Here is a 19,667-nt window from a genome sequence, read left to right as displayed (position 1 = left end):
AAACCATCGCCTGTATTCCCTTTTTGATGGTTGTTTTGCCGTGCCGACGTCCTTCAAGACGTCGCGGGCTTCGCGCCGTTTCGCGCGTGGTCGGCGCATATCGGCGCGCCGACTTCAGCATCAAGGTGCCGCGTAAAGATGGAAAGTGCGCGCCTGATGACGACCCATCAGCCGGCGTCGACCAGCTTCACCGCTTCCTTGGCAAGCGAAAGATCGACGACCTTGTCGAAGGCCAGCTTGCCCTTCTGGATCTCGAATTCGAGGTTGAGATCCTGCATATAGTCGATCTGTTTCTGGGTGAGAATCAGGTCGCGGCTATAAGTCTTATAGTCGCGGGTGAACTTGATCATCATCCGGCCCTGCGCTTCTTCCGACGCGCCGACGGCGGCCTTGTAGGCCTGCATGAAGGCTTCGTTCGCGTTTGGATCGTCCATCATGAAGCGGTACATCTTGCAATAGGCCGCCAGAACGCGGATCAGGCCTTCGCGCTTGGTGTCGATCGCATTCTGCGAGGCATAGGAGCCCTGATAGGGATATTCCGGCAGTTCGGACCAGAAGTCGGCAACCGCGTGCACGCCATATTGCTGCTGCTGGTCATAGACATCAGTCATGGCCGGGCCGGCAGCAACCTTGCCCGCGACGACCGATTTGAAGACGGCGGCGCTGCTGCCGATATTGACGAACTGCACGTCTGCCGGATTGACGCCATGCTTGCGCAGGAGAGCGACCATCATCTGGTGCAGCAATGCGCCGAGCGCGCCGGTGCCGACCGTCTTGCCTTTCAGATCCTCGACCTTCTTGATGCTCGGATCGCTGCTGTAGAGCGCCTGGGCGATCAACTGGTTGGCGGCGCCGACGACCTTGAGCTTGGCGCCCTTTTCGATCGCCGGAAGGACCTGCGAGAAGCCCGAAAGAACGCAGATATCGCTCTCGGTGCTGATCAGGCTGCCCATCAGCTTGGTGCCGTCGGCGACGTTGGTGGTGGTCGTCTTGACGTTGAAATCGGTTAGATAGCCTAGCTGGTCGAGCAGTGCCTGCAGCACCAGCGTCGCGTTGGAACTCGTGTTGACGATATTGACAGTATAGGGAAGGGTCGCCGGCTTGCCGGCGGCCATCGCCTGGCTCATCGGGCCTGCCGCAGCCAGCGCCAGTGCGCCGCCACCCATTCGCAGGATATCTCTGCGCGATACGTTGAAGCCATCAGTTTTCATGTTTTCCTCCCGGAATACGAAAATAGGACAATCTGTCAGTTTGTGTCGCGCGTTCCCTCCCACTTTTTCCGATCCGCCTGAAGGCCCTCCTCAAGGCCGGAAATAAGGGGATTGAAAAGGGATACGCTCACTCCTCAACCTGGAGAGTGCCTTAATAAATTGCGCTTGCAAAATTAATTGGCCGATCGCAGATATCAGTTTTAGCTACAGAGAGGGTCGAACCGAATGAGCGATTGGGAACCGAATCTGCGTCAGTTGCGCGCCTTCGAAGCGACCGCATCGCTTGCCAGCATCAGCCAGGCGGCGGAGAAGCTGCATCTGTCGCAATCCGCCATCAGCCAGTCGATTGCCAATCTGGAAGCCTCCCTCGGGCTGCCGCTTTTCCAGAGGCGCAGCAATGGCAGTTTCGTCACTCATGAAGGCGAGGTGTTCCGCATCCGCGTGGCGCGTGCGCTGAGACGTATCGAAATTGCGCTTGCGGCCGCCGCGGAAGCCGGACGCGGCACAAGGGGCGTCGCCGAACCCATGCCTGGCAACGTCACCTCCGTGCAGATCTCCGCCCTCATCGCCATCGATGAACATGGTTCCTATTCCGCCGCGGCCGCAGCGCTCGGGATTTCGCAGCCGTCGCTCAACCGGCATGCCCGGGATATCGAGACCATTCTTCGCAGAACGCTGTTTTCCCGGACATCGCAGGGCAAGGCGACGACACGCATCGGGCGGGAACTGGCGCGCGAGCTTCGCCTCGCGATGAAGGAGGTGCAATACGGTCAGGACGAGCTTGCAGCGATCAAGGGCGAAAGCCACGGCACGATCGTCATCGGCATCCTGCCGCTCGGTGCATCGCTGCTGGTCTCGCAAGGGCTTGGCCAGCTGTCGCGAAAATTCCCGCGCATGAAGGCGCAGATCGTCGAAAGCCCGTTCGAGGCGCTTCTGAACTGGTTGCAGACCGGTCGGATCGACGTGATCATCGGCACGCTACGGCCGGATCCGCTCGGCAGCGACGTCGACGAAAGCCCCCTGTTTCCGGACCCCTATTGCCTGGTCGTCCGCAGAGCACATCCGCTCTGCAACGTCAGGCATGTCGATGAAAGTGATCTGCGGCAGTACGAATGGATTTTGCCGCGCCAGGGAACGCCGCGTCGCATCGCCGTGGAAGCGCTTTTCGAAACCCTGAAGCCGCGACCGACAACGATCGTGGAAACAAGCTCCATGGGCCTGACGCGCGACCTGCTGCTGAACGGCGACCGCGTCACCCTTCTGTCTCGCGACCAGATCATGTTCGAGGACCGCCTCGATCTTCTGCGCGTGCTGGATTTCCCCCTGCCGACATCCTCAAGGGTGATCGGCTCGATTATCCGTTCCGACTGGCTTCCGACCGAGTTGCAGCAGAACTTCCTGTCGATCCTGCAGGAACTGGCCAAAGACGCTATGCCAAGCCCACCCGAAGAGGTCGATTGAGACCTCCCCGCGCGCTCGTTTAATGGCCGACGACAGGAATCTGATTGGCAGCCACTTGAAGCCGGACGTTATACCGCCTGTTCTGGCCGTCCTTTTCGCGGCCCTGCAGATGAGAGGAGTAGGCGATGAAGATCATATCATTCGAGGTCAAGGGCAAAGAGCATTACGGCGTGGTCGAGGGGGACAATGTCATCGACTTGTCGACGCGGCTTGGCCCTGACTATCTTAACATCCTAGATTTCATTACGAAAAATCCGGTGGCCGAAGTGGCGGCGCTTATCAAGGCCGGCATCAGCGACTACGCGCTCAACGACGTGCGCCTGCTGCCCGTCGTGCCGGATGCCGGAAAGATCATCTGCGTCGGCCTGAATTACGAAGAGCACAAGAAGGAAGGCGTTCGAAACCCGGCTGACAAGCCGATGCTGTTTGCCCGCTGGCCGGAAACGCTGATCGCCCATGGCGATCCGATGGTCATTCCGAAGATATCCGACATGCTCGATTTTGAAGCGGAAATGCTGGTCGTCATCGGCAAAGAGACCGGCCGCTATCTCCCGGCTTCGGAAGCGCTGGACAAGGTCTTCGGTTACAGCTGCATGAACGAAGGTAGCGTGCGTGACTGGCAGCGCCATTCGTCTCAGGTGACCGCCGGCAAAAATTTCGTTGGAACCGGACCCGTAGGCCCCTGGATCGTCACGGCTGACGAAATTCCGGATGTTCAGGACCTCGACCTGGAACTGCGGGTCAACGGCGAAACCATGCAGAAGGCCAATACGCGGGATATGATCTGGTCGGTCTCGGATACGATCGAATATGTCACCCAGTGGATTCCGCTACATCCCGGCGACCTGATCGCCACGGGCACCCCGGCCGGCGTCGGCTCCAGACGCACGCCTCCGGTCTTCCTTAAGGATGGCGACGTGGTCGAGGTTTCGATCAGCAGGATCGGCACACTTCAGAACCGCGTCACCCGTGAGAAGGCATGATCCTTCGCGATGGAGCGTTTCATGAAAGCCGGAACGCCGCGTGTCCTTCCGGATGCGCGGCGCTTTGATGTTTCAGGCGAAGAGTTCGCCGATGGCCTTCAGAAGCACCGGCCGAGCCTCCGCAAAGGCGCCGGCAGGGTTGGCGAGCCGATGGTGATCGTCCAGCAGGTCGTGGTTGAGAAACAGATTCGTATCGGTGGCGACCGTCTTGATGTGAAGTCCCGTCAGCACCGTCCTCAACTGCTCGGCGGCCCTGACGCCACCCCTGTGACCGTAGCTGACGATCGCAGCCGGCTTGCCTTCCCATTCGTAATAGAGGTGATCCAGCGCGTTCTTGAGCGATGCAGGATAACCCCAATTGTACTGCGGCGTCAGGAAGATATAGGCGTCGCCCTGCTTGACCTTGTCGCTCCAGGCCTGTGTGTGAGGCTGGAGATATCCTCCATGTTTCGGCTGGTTCGGCTCATCATCCAAAGGCAGATGCCAGTCCTTGAGATCGACGATTTCGAAAGACGCGCCATCGCTGCCGTCGACGACGCCTTTTACCCAAGCCGCGATCTGGTCGCCTATGCGTGACGGACGGACACTGCCGATAATAATCTGAATATTCTTCATATTGCGTTTCCTGCTTACCGACCCGTGCCTTACTGGGCGGCGGGCAACACTTCATGCATCCACATCCCGATCGCTACGGATGTATAGTAACCGACAAGGGCAATGAGTTCCGCGATGCCCTTGCGGCCCAGAACTCCCTCGTAGGCGCGATAGGCCTCGTCTTCGATGGAGCCGCCTGCAAGTGCATCATTGACAAGGTCGTGAACCGCCTGGCGCCGCTTGTCCGCAAACGAGGCGGGAGCGCGAGCGAGCATCTGTTCGATCGCTGCGTCATCGATACCCGCCTTGCGGCTGTGCCTGGTATGAGCATTGATGACGAATGGGGATCCCCAGAACACGGCCGTCATCAGGATACCAATCTCCAGTTCCGCTTCGTCGAAACTGCTCGCCGTGTTGAGGTGTGTGCCCAGCACTTCCATGCCGTCGGCAACACCGGCCGAATGAATCCAGATCTTGTAGGGTGTCAGCACCTTGCCGCGTCCGCTTTGCAGACGCGCGATCACCCTTTGCTGGTAGTCATCCAGATTGGCGCGATCGATTTCGATCACGCGATTGCTGCGTTGTTCTGTCATCATCCTACTCCCTTGAAATTCCTTGTATCGCGAAGGCCACAAGCCGTTGCACGAATCGCCCGCTTACCTGGATGTCCAGCGCGCCAGCGCGCCGTCGCTCAGGGGAACATCGGTGAAATGTGTGGCCTCCTCCCGCCAGCGCTGCGGCGCCGGCGCTCCCCACGGCACGATCATGTGCTTTTCGCCGGCGCTCCAGATGCGCGTCTGCTCTTCCATGTCCATGTACTGCATGGGCGGCAGGATCAGTTCCAGCCGGTGGCCGGAAGGATCACGGAAATAGACGAAGGTGCCGTTGCCCGGACCATGTCGGCCCGGTCCGCGTTCCACCTCGTTGCCGACCCCCATTGTGCCGGCGATGTCGCAGGCGCGGAAAAGCATCTGCAGATCCGAAACGACATAGGCGAAATGATGCAGGCGGGGGCCGGCGCCCATCGCGAGCACAAGATCATGCGGGTTGTTCTTGCGATGCAGGAAGAGACCGATGCGCTTTTGCGAGTCGGGTTCGACGATCGCTTCCGAAGCACGGAAACCCATGTCGATGAACTTGTCGCCGACTGGGCCCACATCCGGCACCACGACCTGTACGTGGTCCAGCCTCAGCGCCCGGCCGCCGCGCGGCGACTGGTATTCATCCAGTCCCCGCGGCCGCATTTCCATTTCCGCAACCAGCTCGAAACGCACATTGGAGGAATGGTTCACGGCAAGGGTGCGCCCCTGACCGGGCCGGGAGATCCACTCGACGTTTTCTCCCAGATCCTTGAAATATCGCTCTGCCGCATCAAGATCGCTGTCGTGCAGGACGCGGAAACCGATTGCATCGCAACTCGCCGGCTGATCGGATTTTCGGAGAACCAAACTGTGATGGCATACTTCCTCGACACCGCGAAGATAGACCGCATCGTCGTCCTGATAACTGATTTTTAGACCGGCAATGTCCTGATAAAACGCCGAGGATGTCTCCAGATCGCCCGTCGTCACACAAACGTGGCTCGTCCTGGTGATCCGGAATGGAGGATTGCAGTAGACATTGGTCATGGCTTGGAACGCCCTCTGGATGCGGCAAAACTGTCGCTATCCTTATTAAACGTCCCGAACGGCGGCGCTGATTAGAATTGGCGGGCAAGCGATAAGTTCGGCAGGACGTGGCGAGTTCCTGCCGTTTCAATCAGCTCTTTGCCGCAATGATCTTGCCCGCCTGCCGGCGCACGAGTTCGATGAACTTCTGGTGCAGCGGGGTCGGCATCCAGTTTGCGCGCCGCGCAATCCCCAGCGAATGCATCGGCTCGATCGGGCCGAACGGCAGTTCGACGAGCGTTCCGAGTTCCCGTTCCTGCTCGAGTTCGAAGCGCGTCACCAGCGCCAGCCGGTCGCAGCCGGAAAGCAGGAGCCGCATGGTGGCCAGCGACGTCACCTGTATCGTGTTCGGCTTCCGCCGCAGATTCCCAATGAGGAGATCGAAGGTCGCGCGCCGGGCAGCGTGCGGGCCGGGAGCGACCCAGTCATAGCCTTCCAGGTCCTCATACGTAAGATCGCTCTTACGCGTCAAAGGATGCCCCGAACGCGCTACGATAACATAGGGCAATACGACCAGATGCTCCCGCTCGATTTCTGCCATGTCGTCGCCACCGGAGAGGATGCCGACGAACATGTCGATATCGCCATGTTGAAGATCGGTGGTCAGCTGCTGGATCTCACCGACTTTCACTTCCAGCGTCGCCTCGGGATACAGAAGGGTGAGATCGTTCAGCACGGGGCCGACGACGAAGCTTCCGGAAAGCGGCATGGCGCCGATGCGCAACTCGCCAAAGCCTCTGTTTTCTTCCGCAAGGATTTCCTCAAGCGCGGAGGTGATTTCCTGCAGCGCCAGCGAAAGCCTGCGCCCCAGAGTGGCACCGGCTTCGGTAACGGTAAGGCCGTTGACGGTGCGAACCATCAATGCTTTTCCAAGGCATTTCTCGAGTTCCCGCGCACTCCGATAGATCGAAGCGCGAGAGATGGCACTCTCATCTATATTGGCAAGATCGCCGCTCGCGACCGAGCAAAGCGCCCGCACCTGCGGCCTGGTGATTCGATCGATCACAGCTGCGTAGGAAGCCGTATTGCCGCGATGAATATCGACGGACGCCAAAGCCTCGTCGATCTGATCGAACATCCTGTCCACTCGCGCCGCAAGAATCTTGCCGGCGCTCGTCATATATGTTCCCCGGCTCGAGCGTTCGAAGAGAACCGCACCCATCTGCGATTCGATCTTGGCGATGGCAAGCGTCACGGCCGGCTGCGTGAGATGGACGGCCTCGGCGGCCTTCCTGACGTTCTGGAGCTTGGCGACCAGTTGGAACGCACGCAGATGCCGCAGGCTAGAATTGGACAAGTGGACCTCCTCCAGACCCTCTTTTCGTCACGAAGGCATATCAACAAAGACGCATCAAGGCACGACAAATCCTCGTCATTCATTTGTTGCGCGGAAAATCCGCCGGCTTTCCCTACGGGCAATAAGAAGCCCGTGCGGGCTGATAATATTCGCGGAACGCCATATTCCCACGTTTCCCGCTATCAGTTAGCTCTCAACACATCGTCGGCGATGGTTTCGCTCGCCATCACTTCACGCCCCGCTGAGCGCTTCGCACTCAGGCAAGGTCTCGGCGATGAAGACGACATATGACAACGGCAATGGTTTCGGGAGGACCACATGAACTTGCACAAACTCATCAAGATCGGCGGACTTGCGGCGGGCTTCGCGGCTACATCGCTGGGCATCGCCAAGGCCCAGACGGTCGAGGAATTCTATAGCAAGCACAACGTGACGCTTGTCGTCAGTGCTGCACCAGGCGGTGCCAGCGATTTCTTCGCCCGAGAATTCGCCAAATACTTCTCCAAGCACATCCCCGGCAAGCCGCAGATGATCATCGTCAACCAGGCCGGCGCGAGCGGCATGCAGGCGGCGCTTCAATTGCAGAGTTCGCAGCCGAAGGACGGCTCTGTCATCGCGCTGCTGCAGCGCAACAACTTCTATCTGCCGCTCGTTTCGGAGCAGAACAAGCAGCTTGACCCGCGCAAGCTTCGCTGGCTCGGCAGCCTGAACAAGGAAAACTATACGGTCATCACCTGGAACACGGCGCCTGTCAGCAAGGCAGACGACCTGTTCAAGACGCCGGTGAAGATCGGCGCAACCTCCTTCGCCAACGAGAACCGTACATTCGCGGCGATGATGAATGACTATTTCGGCGCGAAATTCGCGATCGTCACCGGCTATGAAGGTAACGAAGCCGTCGGCCTCGCGATGGAGCGCGGCGAAGTGCAGGGCCGCATGCAGACAGTCAACAGCCTGATGGCCGGCAGTGAAGCGCAATGGCTGAAGGATAAGAAGATCAACGTCCTGCTGCAGGTTTCCCTTGAGAAGGACCCGAACCTTCCCGGCGTCCCGAGCATCATGGACTATGCCAAGGACCCGGACACGATCGCGCTGGCCAAGTTCATGCTCGGCCCGCTGAAGGCCGGCCGGCCCTTCGCGGTCCCGCCGGGCGTTCCGGAAGATCGACTTGCCGCACTTCGCAAGGCTTTCGACGCCGCGGCCGCCGATCCGGAATTCCTGGAGGCGATGAAGAAGATCAATTCCGCAGTCGATCCGATCAATGGCGCGGCAGTCGAGGAAGTCATCGCTGAACTCTACAAGACCCCGGAGCCGGTTCTCGAGAAGGTGCGCAAGCTGCTCACTCCGAAGTGAGACCAGCTCCCGTAAGACCGATAAAGGCCGCGCGCTCAAATGCCCGCGCGGCGGCCGGTCACGAACCTTTGGGGTCTGGCCAGACCTGAGATGCCGTGAGCAGGAGACTGACACTTGAATACCGTTGTTGACGTAAGCATGGTTGGCGCCGCGTGGGACGCGTTGGTCATCATCTTCGACCCCATGCGCCTTGCAGTGCTCGCTTTCGCAGCACTTCTCGGCGTCATCCTCGGCATCCTTCCGGGTATCGGAGGTCTCGCCGGAACTGCGCTTCTGCTGCCCTTCACCTACACAATGGACCCTTACACCGCCTTCGCCTTCCTGCTCGGGCTGGGCGCCACGACATCGACGGGCGATCCCATTCCGGCCATCTTGTTCGGTGTTCCCGGCGGCGCCGGATCAGCCGCAACGGTTCTCGACGGCCTGCCTATGGCCAAGCGCGGGGAAGCCGGGCGTGCCCTCAGCGCCGCCTATATGTCCTCCCTGATGGGCGGACTGTTCGGCGCCGCATTGATGGCGGTGGCCGTACCGGTTCTGCGCCCGATCATGCTGCATGTCGGAACACCGGAAATGGCCGCACTTGCCATTCTCGGCCTCTCGACAGTTGCAGCGCTCAGCGGCAATGCACCGCTGAAGGGTATGGCCGCAGCCTGCATCGGCATCATGATCGCGATGATCGGCACCGATCCGCGCACGGGCACATTCCGGTGGACCTTCGACAGCATCTATCTGTGGGACGGCATGCCTCTCGTTCCGATCACGCTCGGCATTTTCGCTCTGCCCGAACTCTGCGATCTCGCGATCGGCCGGACCTCGATTTCGGACAAGGCACGTTTCAGCATCAAGAGTGGCATGCTGCAAGGTGCCAAGGACAGTTTCCGCCACTGGTGGCTGGTGATGCGCTGCAGCTGGATCGGCGCGGCGATGGGCGCCATTCCGGGCATCGGCGGCGCCGTCATCGACTGGATGGCCTATGGCCATGCCAGCAAGACCGAAAAGGACGCCAAGAAGACTTTCGGACGCGGCGACGTGCGCGGCGTCATTGCCTCGGAAAGCGCCAACAACGCCAAGGAAGGCGGCTCGCTGCTGACCACGGTCGCGTTCGGTATTCCGGGCAGCGCCGGCATGGCGATCATTCTCGGCGCCTTCATCGCGCAGGGTCTGATCCCCGGCCCCGACATGCTCGGCAAGAACCTCTCCATCACCTATTCGATGGTGTGGAGCATCGCCATCGCAAACATCTTCGGCGCAGGTCTCTGCTACGCATTCAGCGGATATTTCGCGAGACTTGCGACGCTGCGCTACACGCTCATCCTACCGAGCGTTCTCAGCATCATCTATATCGGCGCCTATGGCGGCTCGCGCGAATGGGGCGATTTGATCGCGCTTCTGATTTTCGGTGTGTTGGGCTGGGTGATGAAGCGTCTGAAATGGCCGCGCCCACCTCTCATCCTCGGCGTCGTGCTGGGTGCCGCGATCGAGCGCTACATGTTCATCTCGATCGAACTCGACGGCATCGCGTGGCTTCTGCACCCCGTCGTGCTGATCTTCCTCGGCATCGCGCTCTATGGCCTGGTCGGCCCGGTCATCAAGAAGAAGCGCGCCGAGCGTGCATCCGGTGTCAAGGTTGTGACAGACCGTCGCGGAATGAAGTTCCACGCAACGGATATCTTCTCCGTCGTCATGCTGCTCGGCATCGCCTACCTCACGTTCGAAACGCGCAGCTGGGCCGGATCGTCAGCGCTCGTTCCGCGCATCGTCGCGTGTGTCGCCTTCGTCGCCATCCTCGGAAGCCTTCTGCAGTCCGCATGGAGCCGTGCTCCGGCTGGTCCATCGCTCGCCGAACGTATCGAGTACGACGTGGAAGAGGACCTGCACATGGACATGGTCAGCGACACGGACCACGTGCCGCCAGGCCTCACCATGCTTCGCGCCGCGATCTTCTTCGGCTGGCTCCTCGCCTTCATGGCTTCGATGGCGATCATTGGCCTGATCCCGACCATTCCGCTCTTCGTTGTCGCTTACATGCGGCTGGAAGCGCGGGAACCGTGGAAGCTTGTCATCGGACAGGCGATCGGCCTGACGGTCTTCGTCTACATCGTCTTCGCCAAGCTTCTGACGCTCGCCTGGCCGCCGACCCTGCTCGGGACTGCCTACCCATGGCTGGCCGACATCATTCCTTCGCTTTGAAAAACGGAGGCAGCCCCGGCTGCCTCCGACACCGTGACAAAGAACCGATTTCAGGGAGGAAAACATGGTTCGATCAACGCGCGGGGCAGCCCTTCTCGGCGCCTGCCGTTATCGCCGCCCAGGTAATACGGTGTCCGTCGCAGGAGTGAACAGAGCCGCCGCTCGCGCTATTTCGTAGCGAGCGCTGCGCAGTTCTCGTCAGTCAGGCTTGAAGTATCTGAGTTCGTTTGCCGTACGCTCGACCGTTCTCAAGAGAGCGTGACTTCTGGCCTCGTCCGAGGCGCTCCTGTCACCGAAAAAGACCCGCCCGTCGTTCAGGCACGGAACGGTCTCAATACTCCGCAGCGCGCCCTTGAGTGGATAGGCGTCGACGACTCTCGAGGGGAAGATCCCGATCCCGGTCCCCGCCGCCACGAGCTGCAGCGCCGCATTCAGGCTCGAACACAGGCAGGTCTTCTCCGGCGTGATTTTCTCCCCTGCAAACCAGCCGACCGTCGTTCGATACATGGCGGTCGGCGGTGGCGTCGTGACAATCGTCCACTGGGAGAGCTGGCCCGGTGTATTACCGACATCCTTCAATTCCGTGCAAGACACCCAGTCGTTGGTCTGAACCCCAAGCGCGGACAGGCGCACGTCGCGCAGCCCGATGGGATCGACCAGGATTGCGACATCGAGGTCGCCGTTCATCAGCGACTGCTCCAGGACGTCGCTGGTCGCGACCACCCATTCGGGCCGCAGAAGTGAAAAATCGGCCCGGAGGTTGGCGATGAGCTGCGGCATGCAGGCAACGGCAAACCCTTCCGCCACGCCGAAGCGGACTGGCCCCTCGATCTCGCGTGCTCCGGAAAGGTTGGCAAGGTCGCTATAGGCCTCGAGCACCGTCGCGGTTCTGGTAAAGAATAGATGCCCATGCCTAGTGAGGCGCAGACCCCTTCCCTGTCTTTCGAACAGCGGTGCGCTTGTCTCGCTCTCAAGCTGCTTCAGCCGGAGGGACAGCGTCGGCTGCGTGATGCTCAGGCGATCTGCCGCCTTCCGCACGCTCCCAAGCCGGGCCGTCCAAAAGAATCCTTCGAGTTGCGGTATCGATGGTCGATTCATTTGGATTCCCTATGGGATGAGGACAAGACTACCAATTAGACAAATGAAACTTATGCATCGAATATTTCGCGTCAAGAAGGTTGTCTGGGAGGAAGCCTGAATGCCAAAGCGGACATGGATTGCGATCCTCATATTCACTGCAGTCATCATCAACTACGTTGACCGCATCGCCCTTTCGATTGCGTCTAAACCGATCGTGGAAGAGTTCGGCTTCACCCCGGTCCAGATGGGCTACCTGTTCTCCGGCTTTCTTTGGACATATGTGATCTGCCTCATCCCGATCGGGCTCCTCGTGGAGCGCGTGGGCGCGAAGCGGATGGTCGGCGGCGGGATCGCGATCTGGTCGGCGGCGACCGCGCTGACCGCTGCCACCGCCGGGTTCGCCAGTCTCCTGTCGGCGCGGCTTGCAATGGGCGCGAGCGAAGCCTCGACCTTCCCTGCCTGCGGCCGTATCATCCGCAACTGGTTTCCCGAACGCGAGCGCGGGCTGGTAACGACACTCTTCAACGGCGGCTCATCGGCAGGCCCTGCACTCGGCGCCCTGGTGACTGCTGGACTGGTCGAGGCGGCAGGCTGGCGGACGACATTCGTGCTGCTGGGACTGCTCGGCTACGTCTGGTTGGCAGCCTGGTGGATCTGGTATGCCGAACCTGAGGAGGCAAAGTGGCTTTCGTCCGAGGAGCGTATCAAGGTTCTTGCCGAGCGGGATGGAGATCGAAAAGCGGTGAATGCCGAGCCGGTCGCGCCGTCGAGCCTTCGTTATCTTCTGTCGCAGACGAGCGTCTGGGGACTTGTCGTCACGCAGGCCTGTCTCGTCTATACCGCCTATCTGTTTCTGACCTGGCTGCCAACCTTCCTGCAGTCGACCCGCGAACTCTCGACGCTCAACACAGGCTACCTTACAGCGGTTCCCTACCTGATCACGATCGTTTTGAGCGTTGCGATTGCCTGGTCCAGTGACAAGATCCTGTCGTCGGAGAATATCCGGAGCGGCGCCCGTCGCTACTTCATCGCTGCCATGGCCGCACTGTCGCTCCTCATCGTGCTGGCGCCATCCGTAGGAAATCTGACCGAGCTGCTTGTCGTGCTCACCCTCGTGCTGACGGGCTCGACCACCGGCGCCGGCCTGAATTTCACGCTCGCCAGCGACCTCCTGCGCAACCCGGCGGATGTCTCCCGGGTGATCGCCATCACGGCCCTCGGAGGTAATCTTTTCGGCCTCATCGCACCAATCATCACCGGCTATGTCGTTGCCGGGACCGGCGGCTACGATTGGGCCTTCATGGTTGCCGCAGCGCTACTTCTCCTGGGCGCCATCTCGACGCTGACGATGACGCGGCAGCCGATCGAGCCGGAGTTCACGGATCGATCGTCGCGGCAACCTTCATTTCAAACTCAGCAGGCTCACCCATGACGTACCACTACGCTCGGCCTCGCCGGGAGGTCACCGAAGAAACGCGACGAATGGTTCTCGAGGATTTCCCCGAGATCGCCGAGATCCCTGACCCTGAGCTTCGTACGAAGACGATCGAGGCCTGGACATATTCGCTGTGTTGCTCGGGCTTCGAAAGGCTCTCTGATATACCGCCACACGGGAATCCGGGGTCGCCCGTTCTGAAACGCGGCACGCAGGCAGTCCATGTCCGCGGCGTCTTTCGATATGCCAATGCCATCGCCCGCGAGTTCCAGGCGGCCTACCCCGCCATCGCGATCGACTGGGGCATCTTGCTGGCGGGCGCCGCCTGCCACGATGTGGGCAAGCCATATGAGTTCGATCCCGACAACAGGAGGCGATGGGAGACGTCGCCAGCTCAATCCGGGTCTCCGACGTTTCGTCATTCGGTGTTCGGCATGCACGTCTGTCTGACCGTGGGTCTGCCGGACGAAGTCGCACACATCGCGGTCGGACATTCGTTCGAGGGAAACCACACGGGCGTGAGTTCTGAATGCATGATCGTCCGGCAGGCGGATCACGGCTGGTGGCAAGTTGCCGCGACACTGGGCCTGGTCGAGGCGGATACAGCGGGAGGACTGGGAGCGAACCTCACAATGCGTCCGCTCCGATCGAACTAGCTGGCTTTCCAGAAAAGTGACCACAGATAGAACAAGCTAAGGAAATCAACGACAGGAGGATAAGTTGATGAGAAGAACTTTCACCGCAACACGTGCAATTGCTGCGGCTGTCCTGACTTCGTCGCTCGTCGTCGCAGCGGCTGCCGCGTTTGCGGACGAGTTCGTGGCGTCCAAGGAAAAGACGCTTGTCGTGACGAGCAAAGGCAGCCTGGTGGGTGCGCTTCAGGATGGCGTCTACAGCTATCTAGGCGTTCCCTACGCACATGCCGATCGCTTCATGCCTGCCGAGGAGGTTGCTCCGTGGAAAGGTGTGCGGACCGCTGTCACATATGGGGAGAACTGCTTCATACCACAGATGAAGGCGGTCGCCGGCGACGAGCTCTTCAACCCGCATCGCTACATGCCGATGAGCGAAGCCTGCCAGTTCCTGAACGTCTGGACACCGGCCATCAAGGATGGAAAGAAGCGCCCGGTCATGGTCTGGATCCATGGCGGCGGGTTCACCAACGGCTCCGGTATCGAACTGACCTCCTACGATGGTCATAATCTCAGCAAGGACGGCGACGTCGTTGTCGTCACGCTCAACCATCGTCTCAACGTTCTCGGCTTCCTTGATCTCTCCGCCTATGGCGAGAAATACAAGACATCCGGAAACGCCAGCGTTACCGACCTGGTTGCAGCGCTGAAATGGGTTCACGACAATGCCGAAGCCTTCGGAGGCGATCCCGGCAATGTCACGATATTCGGCCAGTCGGGCGGCGGCTACAAGGTGCGCGCCCTGATGGGGACGCCCGCCGCCAAAGGTCTTTTCCAGAAGGCAATTGTGCAGAGCGGATCGCGCACGGATTCCGTCACCGATCAGGCATCTTCTCGCAAGGTTGCAGAGTTGACGCTCGCCAATCTCGGCCTGAAGGCGGATGAAGTCGATAAGCTTGCGGATGTCGATTACTACGATCTGCTGGCAGCATCCGACAAGGCGATCAAGGATGCCACCGGTCAAGGCGCCAAGGATGCCCGATACGCTCCCGTTCAGGATAGCGCCTACATCCCGGAAAATCCGGTCGGCACGCAATGGGTCGATCAGGCAAAGGACATTCCGCTGATGGTCGGGAACACGTTGAACGAATTCGAGACCGTTATCAATCACAAGCCCGGCGAACTGTTCGCCGACAACAAGAACGCCTGGGATGATGCAAAGACGGCAGCCAAGCTGAAGGAGCGGTTCGCCGACAAGGCGGACGCGGTCGGCAAGGCGTTCTTGGCCGCCTATCCGGAAAAGAAGGTCGCCGACGCCTATTTCATCGACCTGCGCTTCCGCCCCGGCGCCATCCGCGACCTCGACCTGAAGGCAAAGCAGAACGGCGCGCCGGTCTACTCCTATATGTTCGCCTACCAGTCTCCGGTGCTCGATGGAATTGCCATGGCGTGGCATTGCGCGGAGCTTCCCTACGTCTTCGCTAATGCCGGCCTTGTTACCTCATCGACAGGCGGCGGTGCGGATGCACTCGCACTTTCCAAGAAGATGAGCCAGGCGTGGGTCAACTTCGCCCGTAATGGTAAGCCGAGCGCTGACGGACTACCGGATTGGCCTGCCTATACGAGCGACACGCCCTCGACCATGGTCTTCGACAAGGAGAGCCGCGTCGCCGTGGATCTCGATCGAAAGCTGCTGCACGCAGCCGGAGCACTTTGAATCCTGCGCCTATTGGACGCCTCGCTCGGCGAGGCGTCGCTTCGCCAGAGACTGCAGATCCCAGGAGGAGATCCCGATGAGAATGACAACAGCAAAATCCAACTTGCTGGTAGCCGCCGTAGGCGTCGCTGCAATAAGCCTGTCTCTCGGAACGGCGCACGCTGCCTCGTCGATAGGCGTCGTTACCACGGAAGACGGCAAGGTCAGCGGCGTGGATACGGATGTTCCAGGCGTCGAGGTCTTCAAGGGAATCCCGTTCGCTGGGCCGACTGGTGGCGAAAATCGGTTCAAGCCACCGCAGCCAGTTGAGAAATGGGAGGGCGTCAAGAAGGCCGACACCTGGGGGGATCAAGGGCTTCAGGACGTGAACACCAATCCGACCGGCGCCTTCTGGGGCGACGAATTCTACTTCGACCCGGCGTTTATCCCTAAAGCAAGCGAAAACGGCCTGAATCTGAATGTCTGGACCCCTGCAAAGAGGGCGAACGAGAAGTTGCCTGTCTACTTTTGGATCCATGGCGGCGCGAACCACCATGGAAATGCATCCGAGATGGAGTTTTACGCATCCAAGCTCGCAGCAAAGGGCATCATTGTCGTTTCGGTGCAGTACCGCCTCGGCGCGCTCGGCTGGCTTGCACTGCCAGAGCTTTCCGCCGAGAGCCCCAACAAGGTGTCCGGCAATTACGCCATGCTCGACCTCATCAAGGCACTTCAATGGGTGCATGAAAATATCGCGGGCTTCGGAGGGGACCCGGATAACGTGACCATTGGTGGCCAATCGGCGGGCGCGCGCAACTCATCGATGCTGCTTCGCTCCCCGCTGGCGAAAGGCCTCTTCCATCGCGCAGTGATCGAAAGCGGCCAGACCGGCTTCTTTTCGTCACCCATGCAGCCGCTTGCCGAACGTGAGGCCTCCAACAAGAAGGCGGTCGAGCAGGTCTTCGGCAAGCCGATGAGCTTGGCCGATCTGCGCGCCATTCCAACTGACGACTTCATCTCCCAGAAGGCGGCGGATAATAAGACCCAGCTTTATGAAGCGCTGCATAAAGGGGTGAATACCCCTGCCCAACATACGATCGACGGATACGTCTTCACCGACAAGTCGGTCGATCTCCTCCGGCTCGACGCGCTCGACGGCATCGACATCATGTTCGGCGGAACGTCGGACGAGTACACATCGCTCATGGGCGGCCCCGACAAGACCCTTTCGGATGCGGACTTCGCCGAAGCGATGTCGAAGATCGGGTACGACGACGCCTGGAAAAAGGTCTACCGCCCCTCAGACCCTCAGGATGCATATCGTAAGTCTCTAAGGGCGAAGGCCGACTACAATCTACAAGGCTACCTGCTGTCTGCCGAGATCGCGAAGCGCCGCAACGCGAACTTCAATGTCTACACTTTCTACTTCAACCATTCGCCTCCGGGCAGGAACGCCGAGTTCTACGGCTCGTTCCACTCGTCAGATCTATGGTACTTCATGGATTCGCTCCGAGAGAAGCCGGGGCAGCGGTTTTGGACGGGTGCCGATTATCGGATGGCAGATACGATGTCCTCGTATCTCGCCAATTTCGTGAAATCCGGAAATCCGAACGGCAAGAACCTGCCTGAATGGCCGCAGGCCACTCACGGGACGTTCATGCGATTCCATGATGGATACGCGCTCTCGGTCAAGCACACGCCCTACCCGGAACGGGATGCCCTCAATCGCGAGACTATCATCCGCATCCAGAAGCTCGCGGACCAAAAGGACCTCAAGCTCTAGGAAAGAGCCTTATAAAGAGAGCCGCCTGAAACGCCGGCTCTCTTCGCGAAATGTTGAGATGACGCGACCTTCGCTATCCGTAAGATCTTTGCGTCCAACAGGAGAGGAAAGCCATGACACGACTGACAGCTAAAGACTTTCCGCAAGAGCTGCTTGAGCTCTACGATTACTATGCGCACGGGCGCATCACGAAACGCGAATTCCTCGACAGAGCGGGAAAATTCGCCATTGGCGGACTGACCGCCTCGGCCATTCTGTCATCCATGAGTCCCAACTATGCGCTGGCGACGCAGGTAGAATTCACCGATCCCGACATCGTTGCGGAATACATCACGTATCCTTCTCCAAAGGGCAACGGTGACGTTCGCGGCTACCTGGTGAAGCCCGCGAAATCCACGGGGAAGCTGCCTGCGATCGTCGTCGTTCACGAGAATCGCGGCCTCAATCCCTATATTGAGGACGTCGCTCGCCGCGTCGCCAAGGCGGGGTTCATCGCTCTCGCGCCAGACGGCCTTACGTCGGTCGGCGGCTATCCAGGTAATGATGACAAGGGACGGGAGCTTCAGCAAAAGGTCGATCCGGAAAAGCTGATGAACGACTTCTTCGCAGCGATCGAATTCCTCATGGCCAATGACATGACCACAGGAAAAGTCGGCATCACGGGGTTCTGCTACGGCGGCGGCGTCGCGAATGCCGCGGCAGTTGCATATCCGGAGCTGGCGGCGGCTGTGCCGTTTTATGGCCGTCAGCCAAAGGCCGAGAGCGTTCCGTCAATCAAAGCGCCGCTGCTAATCCACTACGGCGAGCTAGACAAGGGCGTGAACGAAGGCTGGCCCGCCTACGAGGCAGCCCTTAAGGCAAACGGAAAGACATATGAAGCGTACATCTATCCCGGCGCCAACCATGGCTTCCATAACGACTCGACGCCCCGCTACGACGAGGCCGCCGCGAACCTGGCTTGGAAGCGAACAATCGATTGGTTTACGCGCTATCTGGCGTGAGCAGATCCGAAGGTCGCTCGTTGATGCATCGCACATGTGATGACCACCGACGACGCTCTTCTTCGATATCGAAAGTTCGAAGAGTGAACCATGGACGACAAAATCAGTGGGGTCCTGGCTGAATATCATGAGCGCATCGAGGCAGCCGCCAAGAGCGCCTGGATCTCGCCCTCGCTGTAGATGTAGGGCTTTGTGCGCCGCGCCGGCGGTACAGCTTCGCTTGGCGGCACTTCCGTCAGAGGATTGAAATGAACGAGATGCTGGGCAAAGCAGCGCACATCAGACAGGCGGATGGACCAACTCGGCTGTCGGCCCATCGACGTCACCCACTCCATTGCCAGGTCAGTCGTGATGGTATCGGCGCTCCGAGCCTCCATGAACGTGACGAATTCTGACAATCGTCGCGCCGGACCGTCGTATTTGTATCCCAACCCTTGGCGCATGCCGACATAGCGCTTGAGCGCAGTGCGAAGCCGGCTCATTGGACACCTCCCGGCCAAGGGAGGCTCAGTTCGCGCAACTTCTCGATATCGAGTTAGGCATAGATCCTTGTGCTGTCGATGCTCCGGTGACGAAGCAATTGGCCGATCTCGGCGAATCTGGCCCCCGACCGCAAGAGGTCGGTTGCAAGGCTGTGGCGAAAGAGGTGAGCGCCTTGGTGCGCATAGCCTTCAATGCCGGCCCGTTCGAGTGCTTGCTTTGCAATCATCGTTATTGCGCAGCCGGAGGCGAAACCGACATGCGGCGCGAGTGTCCGCAGAAATAACCGGCGGCAGGGTGAAGCAGGTCGCCCATGCCGGATATAAGTAACGACGGCTGTGCCGACGTCGTAATGCCGCGTTCAGCGCTCGAATCGATCCAGCATCCTCTTCAATTGTGCGTTTTGAAGTCGAAGCTTCATCGCCAACTGCTCCCGGAGCAGCCTGATTTCGCCATCGAGGCTGATTGCATCGTCAGAAACGATCGAAACGCGTGGAGAGGGTTGCGAAGAGACATCAACCACTTCGGCTTTCTTGGCCTGTCGGCTGCGCTTTCGCGCTGCACTTTCGTCAATCTTCGAGGACTTTGGTGCGGCGTGCGCGGTTATATCGGCCTCATTGGATGAAGCCGGATCAGCCGCTTTCCCGAACGTGGCGCTTTCGACATCTGTCGTGTCCGGGTCGACTGACACGGCTGCGGAATGACCCTGAACAACTGGCTTTTCGTCGGCCGAACGGACTGTGGTGTTCAACTCGTTTTTGACTGCTGTTTCAGTCGGCTTGGCGATGGCGTCCGGCTTCACGC

18 protein-coding genes are annotated in these 19,667 nt (G+C 59.8%); 9 read left to right on the top strand and 9 right to left on the bottom strand.

The genetic code is table 11. The features are described from left to right. Positions 1 to 167: 167 nt before the first annotated feature. On the bottom strand, positions 168 to 1,211 hold the full coding sequence (locus tag OLZ32_RS23155) for an ABC transporter substrate-binding protein (RefSeq protein WP_264422898.1): 1,044 nt from the start codon (positions 1,209 to 1,211) through the stop codon (positions 168 to 170). A gap of 225 nt (positions 1,212 to 1,436) precedes the next feature. On the opposite strand from OLZ32_RS23155, the gene OLZ32_RS23150 reads away from it, so the two are divergent. Together OLZ32_RS23150 and OLZ32_RS23145 are read left to right on the top strand one after the other, a co-directional pair. Continuing rightward, complete coding sequence (locus OLZ32_RS23150) at positions 1,437 to 2,672, top strand: LysR family transcriptional regulator (RefSeq protein WP_264422896.1); 1,236 nt, start codon at positions 1,437 to 1,439, stop codon at positions 2,670 to 2,672. Positions 2,673 to 2,797: 125 nt separating this feature from the next. Then, positions 2,798 to 3,655 carry a fumarylacetoacetate hydrolase family protein gene (locus OLZ32_RS23145; RefSeq protein WP_264422894.1) on the top strand — a complete coding sequence of 286 codons (858 nt, stop codon included), beginning with the start codon at positions 2,798 to 2,800 and terminating at the stop codon, positions 3,653 to 3,655. A 72-nt stretch (positions 3,656 to 3,727) separates the two neighbouring features. Here the strand turns inward: OLZ32_RS23145 and OLZ32_RS23140 are convergent, their stop codons facing one another. The 4 genes from OLZ32_RS23140 to OLZ32_RS23125 form a co-directional block, all read right to left on the bottom strand. Next, entirely contained in the window at positions 3,728 to 4,270 is a 543-nt protein-coding gene (locus OLZ32_RS23140; protein ID WP_264422892.1) for an NADPH-dependent FMN reductase, read from the bottom strand. Between the two features lie 29 nt (positions 4,271 to 4,299). Continuing rightward, a complete protein-coding gene (locus tag OLZ32_RS23135; protein ID WP_264422890.1) occupies positions 4,300 to 4,842 on the bottom strand; it encodes a carboxymuconolactone decarboxylase family protein in 543 nt (180 codons plus the stop codon). 63 nt (positions 4,843 to 4,905) lie between these two features. Further along, positions 4,906 to 5,877: a VOC family protein gene (locus tag OLZ32_RS23130; RefSeq protein ID WP_264422888.1), complete on the bottom strand. Its 972-nt coding sequence runs from the start codon at positions 5,875 to 5,877 to the stop codon at positions 4,906 to 4,908. 130 nt (positions 5,878 to 6,007) lie between these two features. Then, the gene (locus tag OLZ32_RS23125; RefSeq protein ID WP_264422886.1) at positions 6,008 to 7,213 is read right to left on the bottom strand and encodes a LysR substrate-binding domain-containing protein; all 1,206 of its coding nucleotides are present in this window, start codon (positions 7,211 to 7,213) and stop codon (positions 6,008 to 6,010) included. 318 nt (positions 7,214 to 7,531) lie between these two features. Here OLZ32_RS23125 and OLZ32_RS23120 point away from each other — a divergent pair, with 318 nt between their 5' ends. Next, entirely contained in the window at positions 7,532 to 8,566 is a 1,035-nt protein-coding gene (locus tag OLZ32_RS23120) for a Bug family tripartite tricarboxylate transporter substrate binding protein (protein WP_264422884.1), read from the top strand. A 114-nt stretch (positions 8,567 to 8,680) separates the two neighbouring features. Further along, complete coding sequence (locus tag OLZ32_RS23115) at positions 8,681 to 10,756, top strand: tripartite tricarboxylate transporter permease (protein WP_264422882.1); 2,076 nt, start codon at positions 8,681 to 8,683, stop codon at positions 10,754 to 10,756. A gap of 198 nt (positions 10,757 to 10,954) precedes the next feature. Here OLZ32_RS23115 and OLZ32_RS23110 read toward each other — a convergent pair whose 3' ends face one another. Next, positions 10,955 to 11,854, bottom strand: coding sequence for a LysR family transcriptional regulator (locus OLZ32_RS23110; RefSeq protein ID WP_264422880.1), 900 nt, complete (start codon positions 11,852 to 11,854; stop codon positions 10,955 to 10,957). Positions 11,855 to 11,954: 100 nt separating this feature from the next. Between OLZ32_RS23110 and OLZ32_RS23105 the strand changes: the two genes are divergently transcribed. The 5 genes from OLZ32_RS23105 (at position 11,955) to yghX (ending at position 18,383) form a co-directional block, all read left to right on the top strand. Then, positions 11,955 to 13,268, top strand: coding sequence for an MFS transporter (locus tag OLZ32_RS23105; protein ID WP_264422878.1), 1,314 nt, complete (start codon positions 11,955 to 11,957; stop codon positions 13,266 to 13,268). A 50-nt stretch (positions 13,269 to 13,318) separates the two neighbouring features. Further along, positions 13,319 to 13,927 carry an HD domain-containing protein gene (locus OLZ32_RS23100; RefSeq protein ID WP_264422876.1) on the top strand — a complete coding sequence of 203 codons (609 nt, stop codon included), beginning with the start codon at positions 13,319 to 13,321 and terminating at the stop codon, positions 13,925 to 13,927. A gap of 67 nt (positions 13,928 to 13,994) precedes the next feature. Beyond that, entirely contained in the window at positions 13,995 to 15,620 is a 1,626-nt protein-coding gene (locus tag OLZ32_RS23095) for a carboxylesterase/lipase family protein (protein WP_264422874.1), read from the top strand. 76 nt (positions 15,621 to 15,696) lie between these two features. Then, a complete protein-coding gene (locus OLZ32_RS23090) occupies positions 15,697 to 17,382 on the top strand; it encodes a carboxylesterase/lipase family protein (protein WP_264422872.1) in 1,686 nt (561 codons plus the stop codon). 113 nt (positions 17,383 to 17,495) lie between these two features. Continuing rightward, entirely contained in the window at positions 17,496 to 18,383 is an 888-nt protein-coding gene (gene yghX, locus OLZ32_RS23085; RefSeq protein WP_264422870.1) for a YghX family hydrolase, read from the top strand. 125 nt (positions 18,384 to 18,508) lie between these two features. Here the strand turns inward: yghX and OLZ32_RS23080 are convergent, their stop codons facing one another. The 3 genes from OLZ32_RS23080 to OLZ32_RS23070 form a co-directional block, all read right to left on the bottom strand. After that, the gene (locus OLZ32_RS23080) at positions 18,509 to 18,865 is read right to left on the bottom strand and encodes a hypothetical protein (RefSeq protein WP_264422867.1); all 357 of its coding nucleotides are present in this window, start codon (positions 18,863 to 18,865) and stop codon (positions 18,509 to 18,511) included. A gap of 53 nt (positions 18,866 to 18,918) precedes the next feature. Next, positions 18,919 to 19,092 carry a tyrosine-type recombinase/integrase gene (locus tag OLZ32_RS23075; protein ID WP_264422865.1) on the bottom strand — a complete coding sequence of 58 codons (174 nt, stop codon included), beginning with the start codon at positions 19,090 to 19,092 and terminating at the stop codon, positions 18,919 to 18,921. A gap of 132 nt (positions 19,093 to 19,224) precedes the next feature. Further along, on the bottom strand, positions 19,225 to 19,667 hold a 443-nt coding region (locus tag OLZ32_RS23070), incomplete at its 5' end, for a hypothetical protein (RefSeq protein ID WP_264422863.1).

The organism is Rhizobium acaciae, assembly GCF_025941625.1.
GTDB lineage: Bacteria > Pseudomonadota > Alphaproteobacteria > Rhizobiales > Rhizobiaceae > Rhizobium > Rhizobium acaciae.
This window is presented reverse-complemented; position numbering and strand designations above follow the sequence as displayed.

Coding starts and splice junctions, on each gene's coding strand:
- OLZ32_RS23140 (WP_264422892.1), bottom strand. CDS start 4,270: ATGAAGAATATTCAGATTATTATCGGCAGTGTCCGTCCGTCACGCATA.
- OLZ32_RS23080 (WP_264422867.1), bottom strand. CDS start 18,865: ATGAGCCGGCTTCGCACTGCGCTCAAGCGCTATGTCGGCATGCGCCAA.
- OLZ32_RS23120 (WP_264422884.1), top strand. CDS start 7,532: ATGAACTTGCACAAACTCATCAAGATCGGCGGACTTGCGGCGGGCTTC.
- OLZ32_RS23150 (WP_264422896.1), top strand. CDS start 1,437: ATGAGCGATTGGGAACCGAATCTGCGTCAGTTGCGCGCCTTCGAAGCG.
- OLZ32_RS23095 (WP_264422874.1), top strand. CDS start 13,995: ATGAGAAGAACTTTCACCGCAACACGTGCAATTGCTGCGGCTGTCCTG.
- OLZ32_RS23110 (WP_264422880.1), bottom strand. CDS start 11,854: ATGAATCGACCATCGATACCGCAACTCGAAGGATTCTTTTGGACGGCC.
- OLZ32_RS23135 (WP_264422890.1), bottom strand. CDS start 4,842: ATGACAGAACAACGCAGCAATCGCGTGATCGAAATCGATCGCGCCAAT.
- yghX (WP_264422870.1), top strand. CDS start 17,496: ATGACACGACTGACAGCTAAAGACTTTCCGCAAGAGCTGCTTGAGCTC.
- OLZ32_RS23105 (WP_264422878.1), top strand. CDS start 11,955: ATGCCAAAGCGGACATGGATTGCGATCCTCATATTCACTGCAGTCATC.
- OLZ32_RS23145 (WP_264422894.1), top strand. CDS start 2,798: ATGAAGATCATATCATTCGAGGTCAAGGGCAAAGAGCATTACGGCGTG.
- OLZ32_RS23130 (WP_264422888.1), bottom strand. CDS start 5,877: ATGACCAATGTCTACTGCAATCCTCCATTCCGGATCACCAGGACGAGC.
- OLZ32_RS23090 (WP_264422872.1), top strand. CDS start 15,697: ATGAGAATGACAACAGCAAAATCCAACTTGCTGGTAGCCGCCGTAGGC.
- OLZ32_RS23155 (WP_264422898.1), bottom strand. CDS start 1,211: ATGAAAACTGATGGCTTCAACGTATCGCGCAGAGATATCCTGCGAATG.
- OLZ32_RS23075 (WP_264422865.1), bottom strand. CDS start 19,092: ATGATTGCAAAGCAAGCACTCGAACGGGCCGGCATTGAAGGCTATGCG.
- OLZ32_RS23100 (WP_264422876.1), top strand. CDS start 13,319: ATGGTTCTCGAGGATTTCCCCGAGATCGCCGAGATCCCTGACCCTGAG.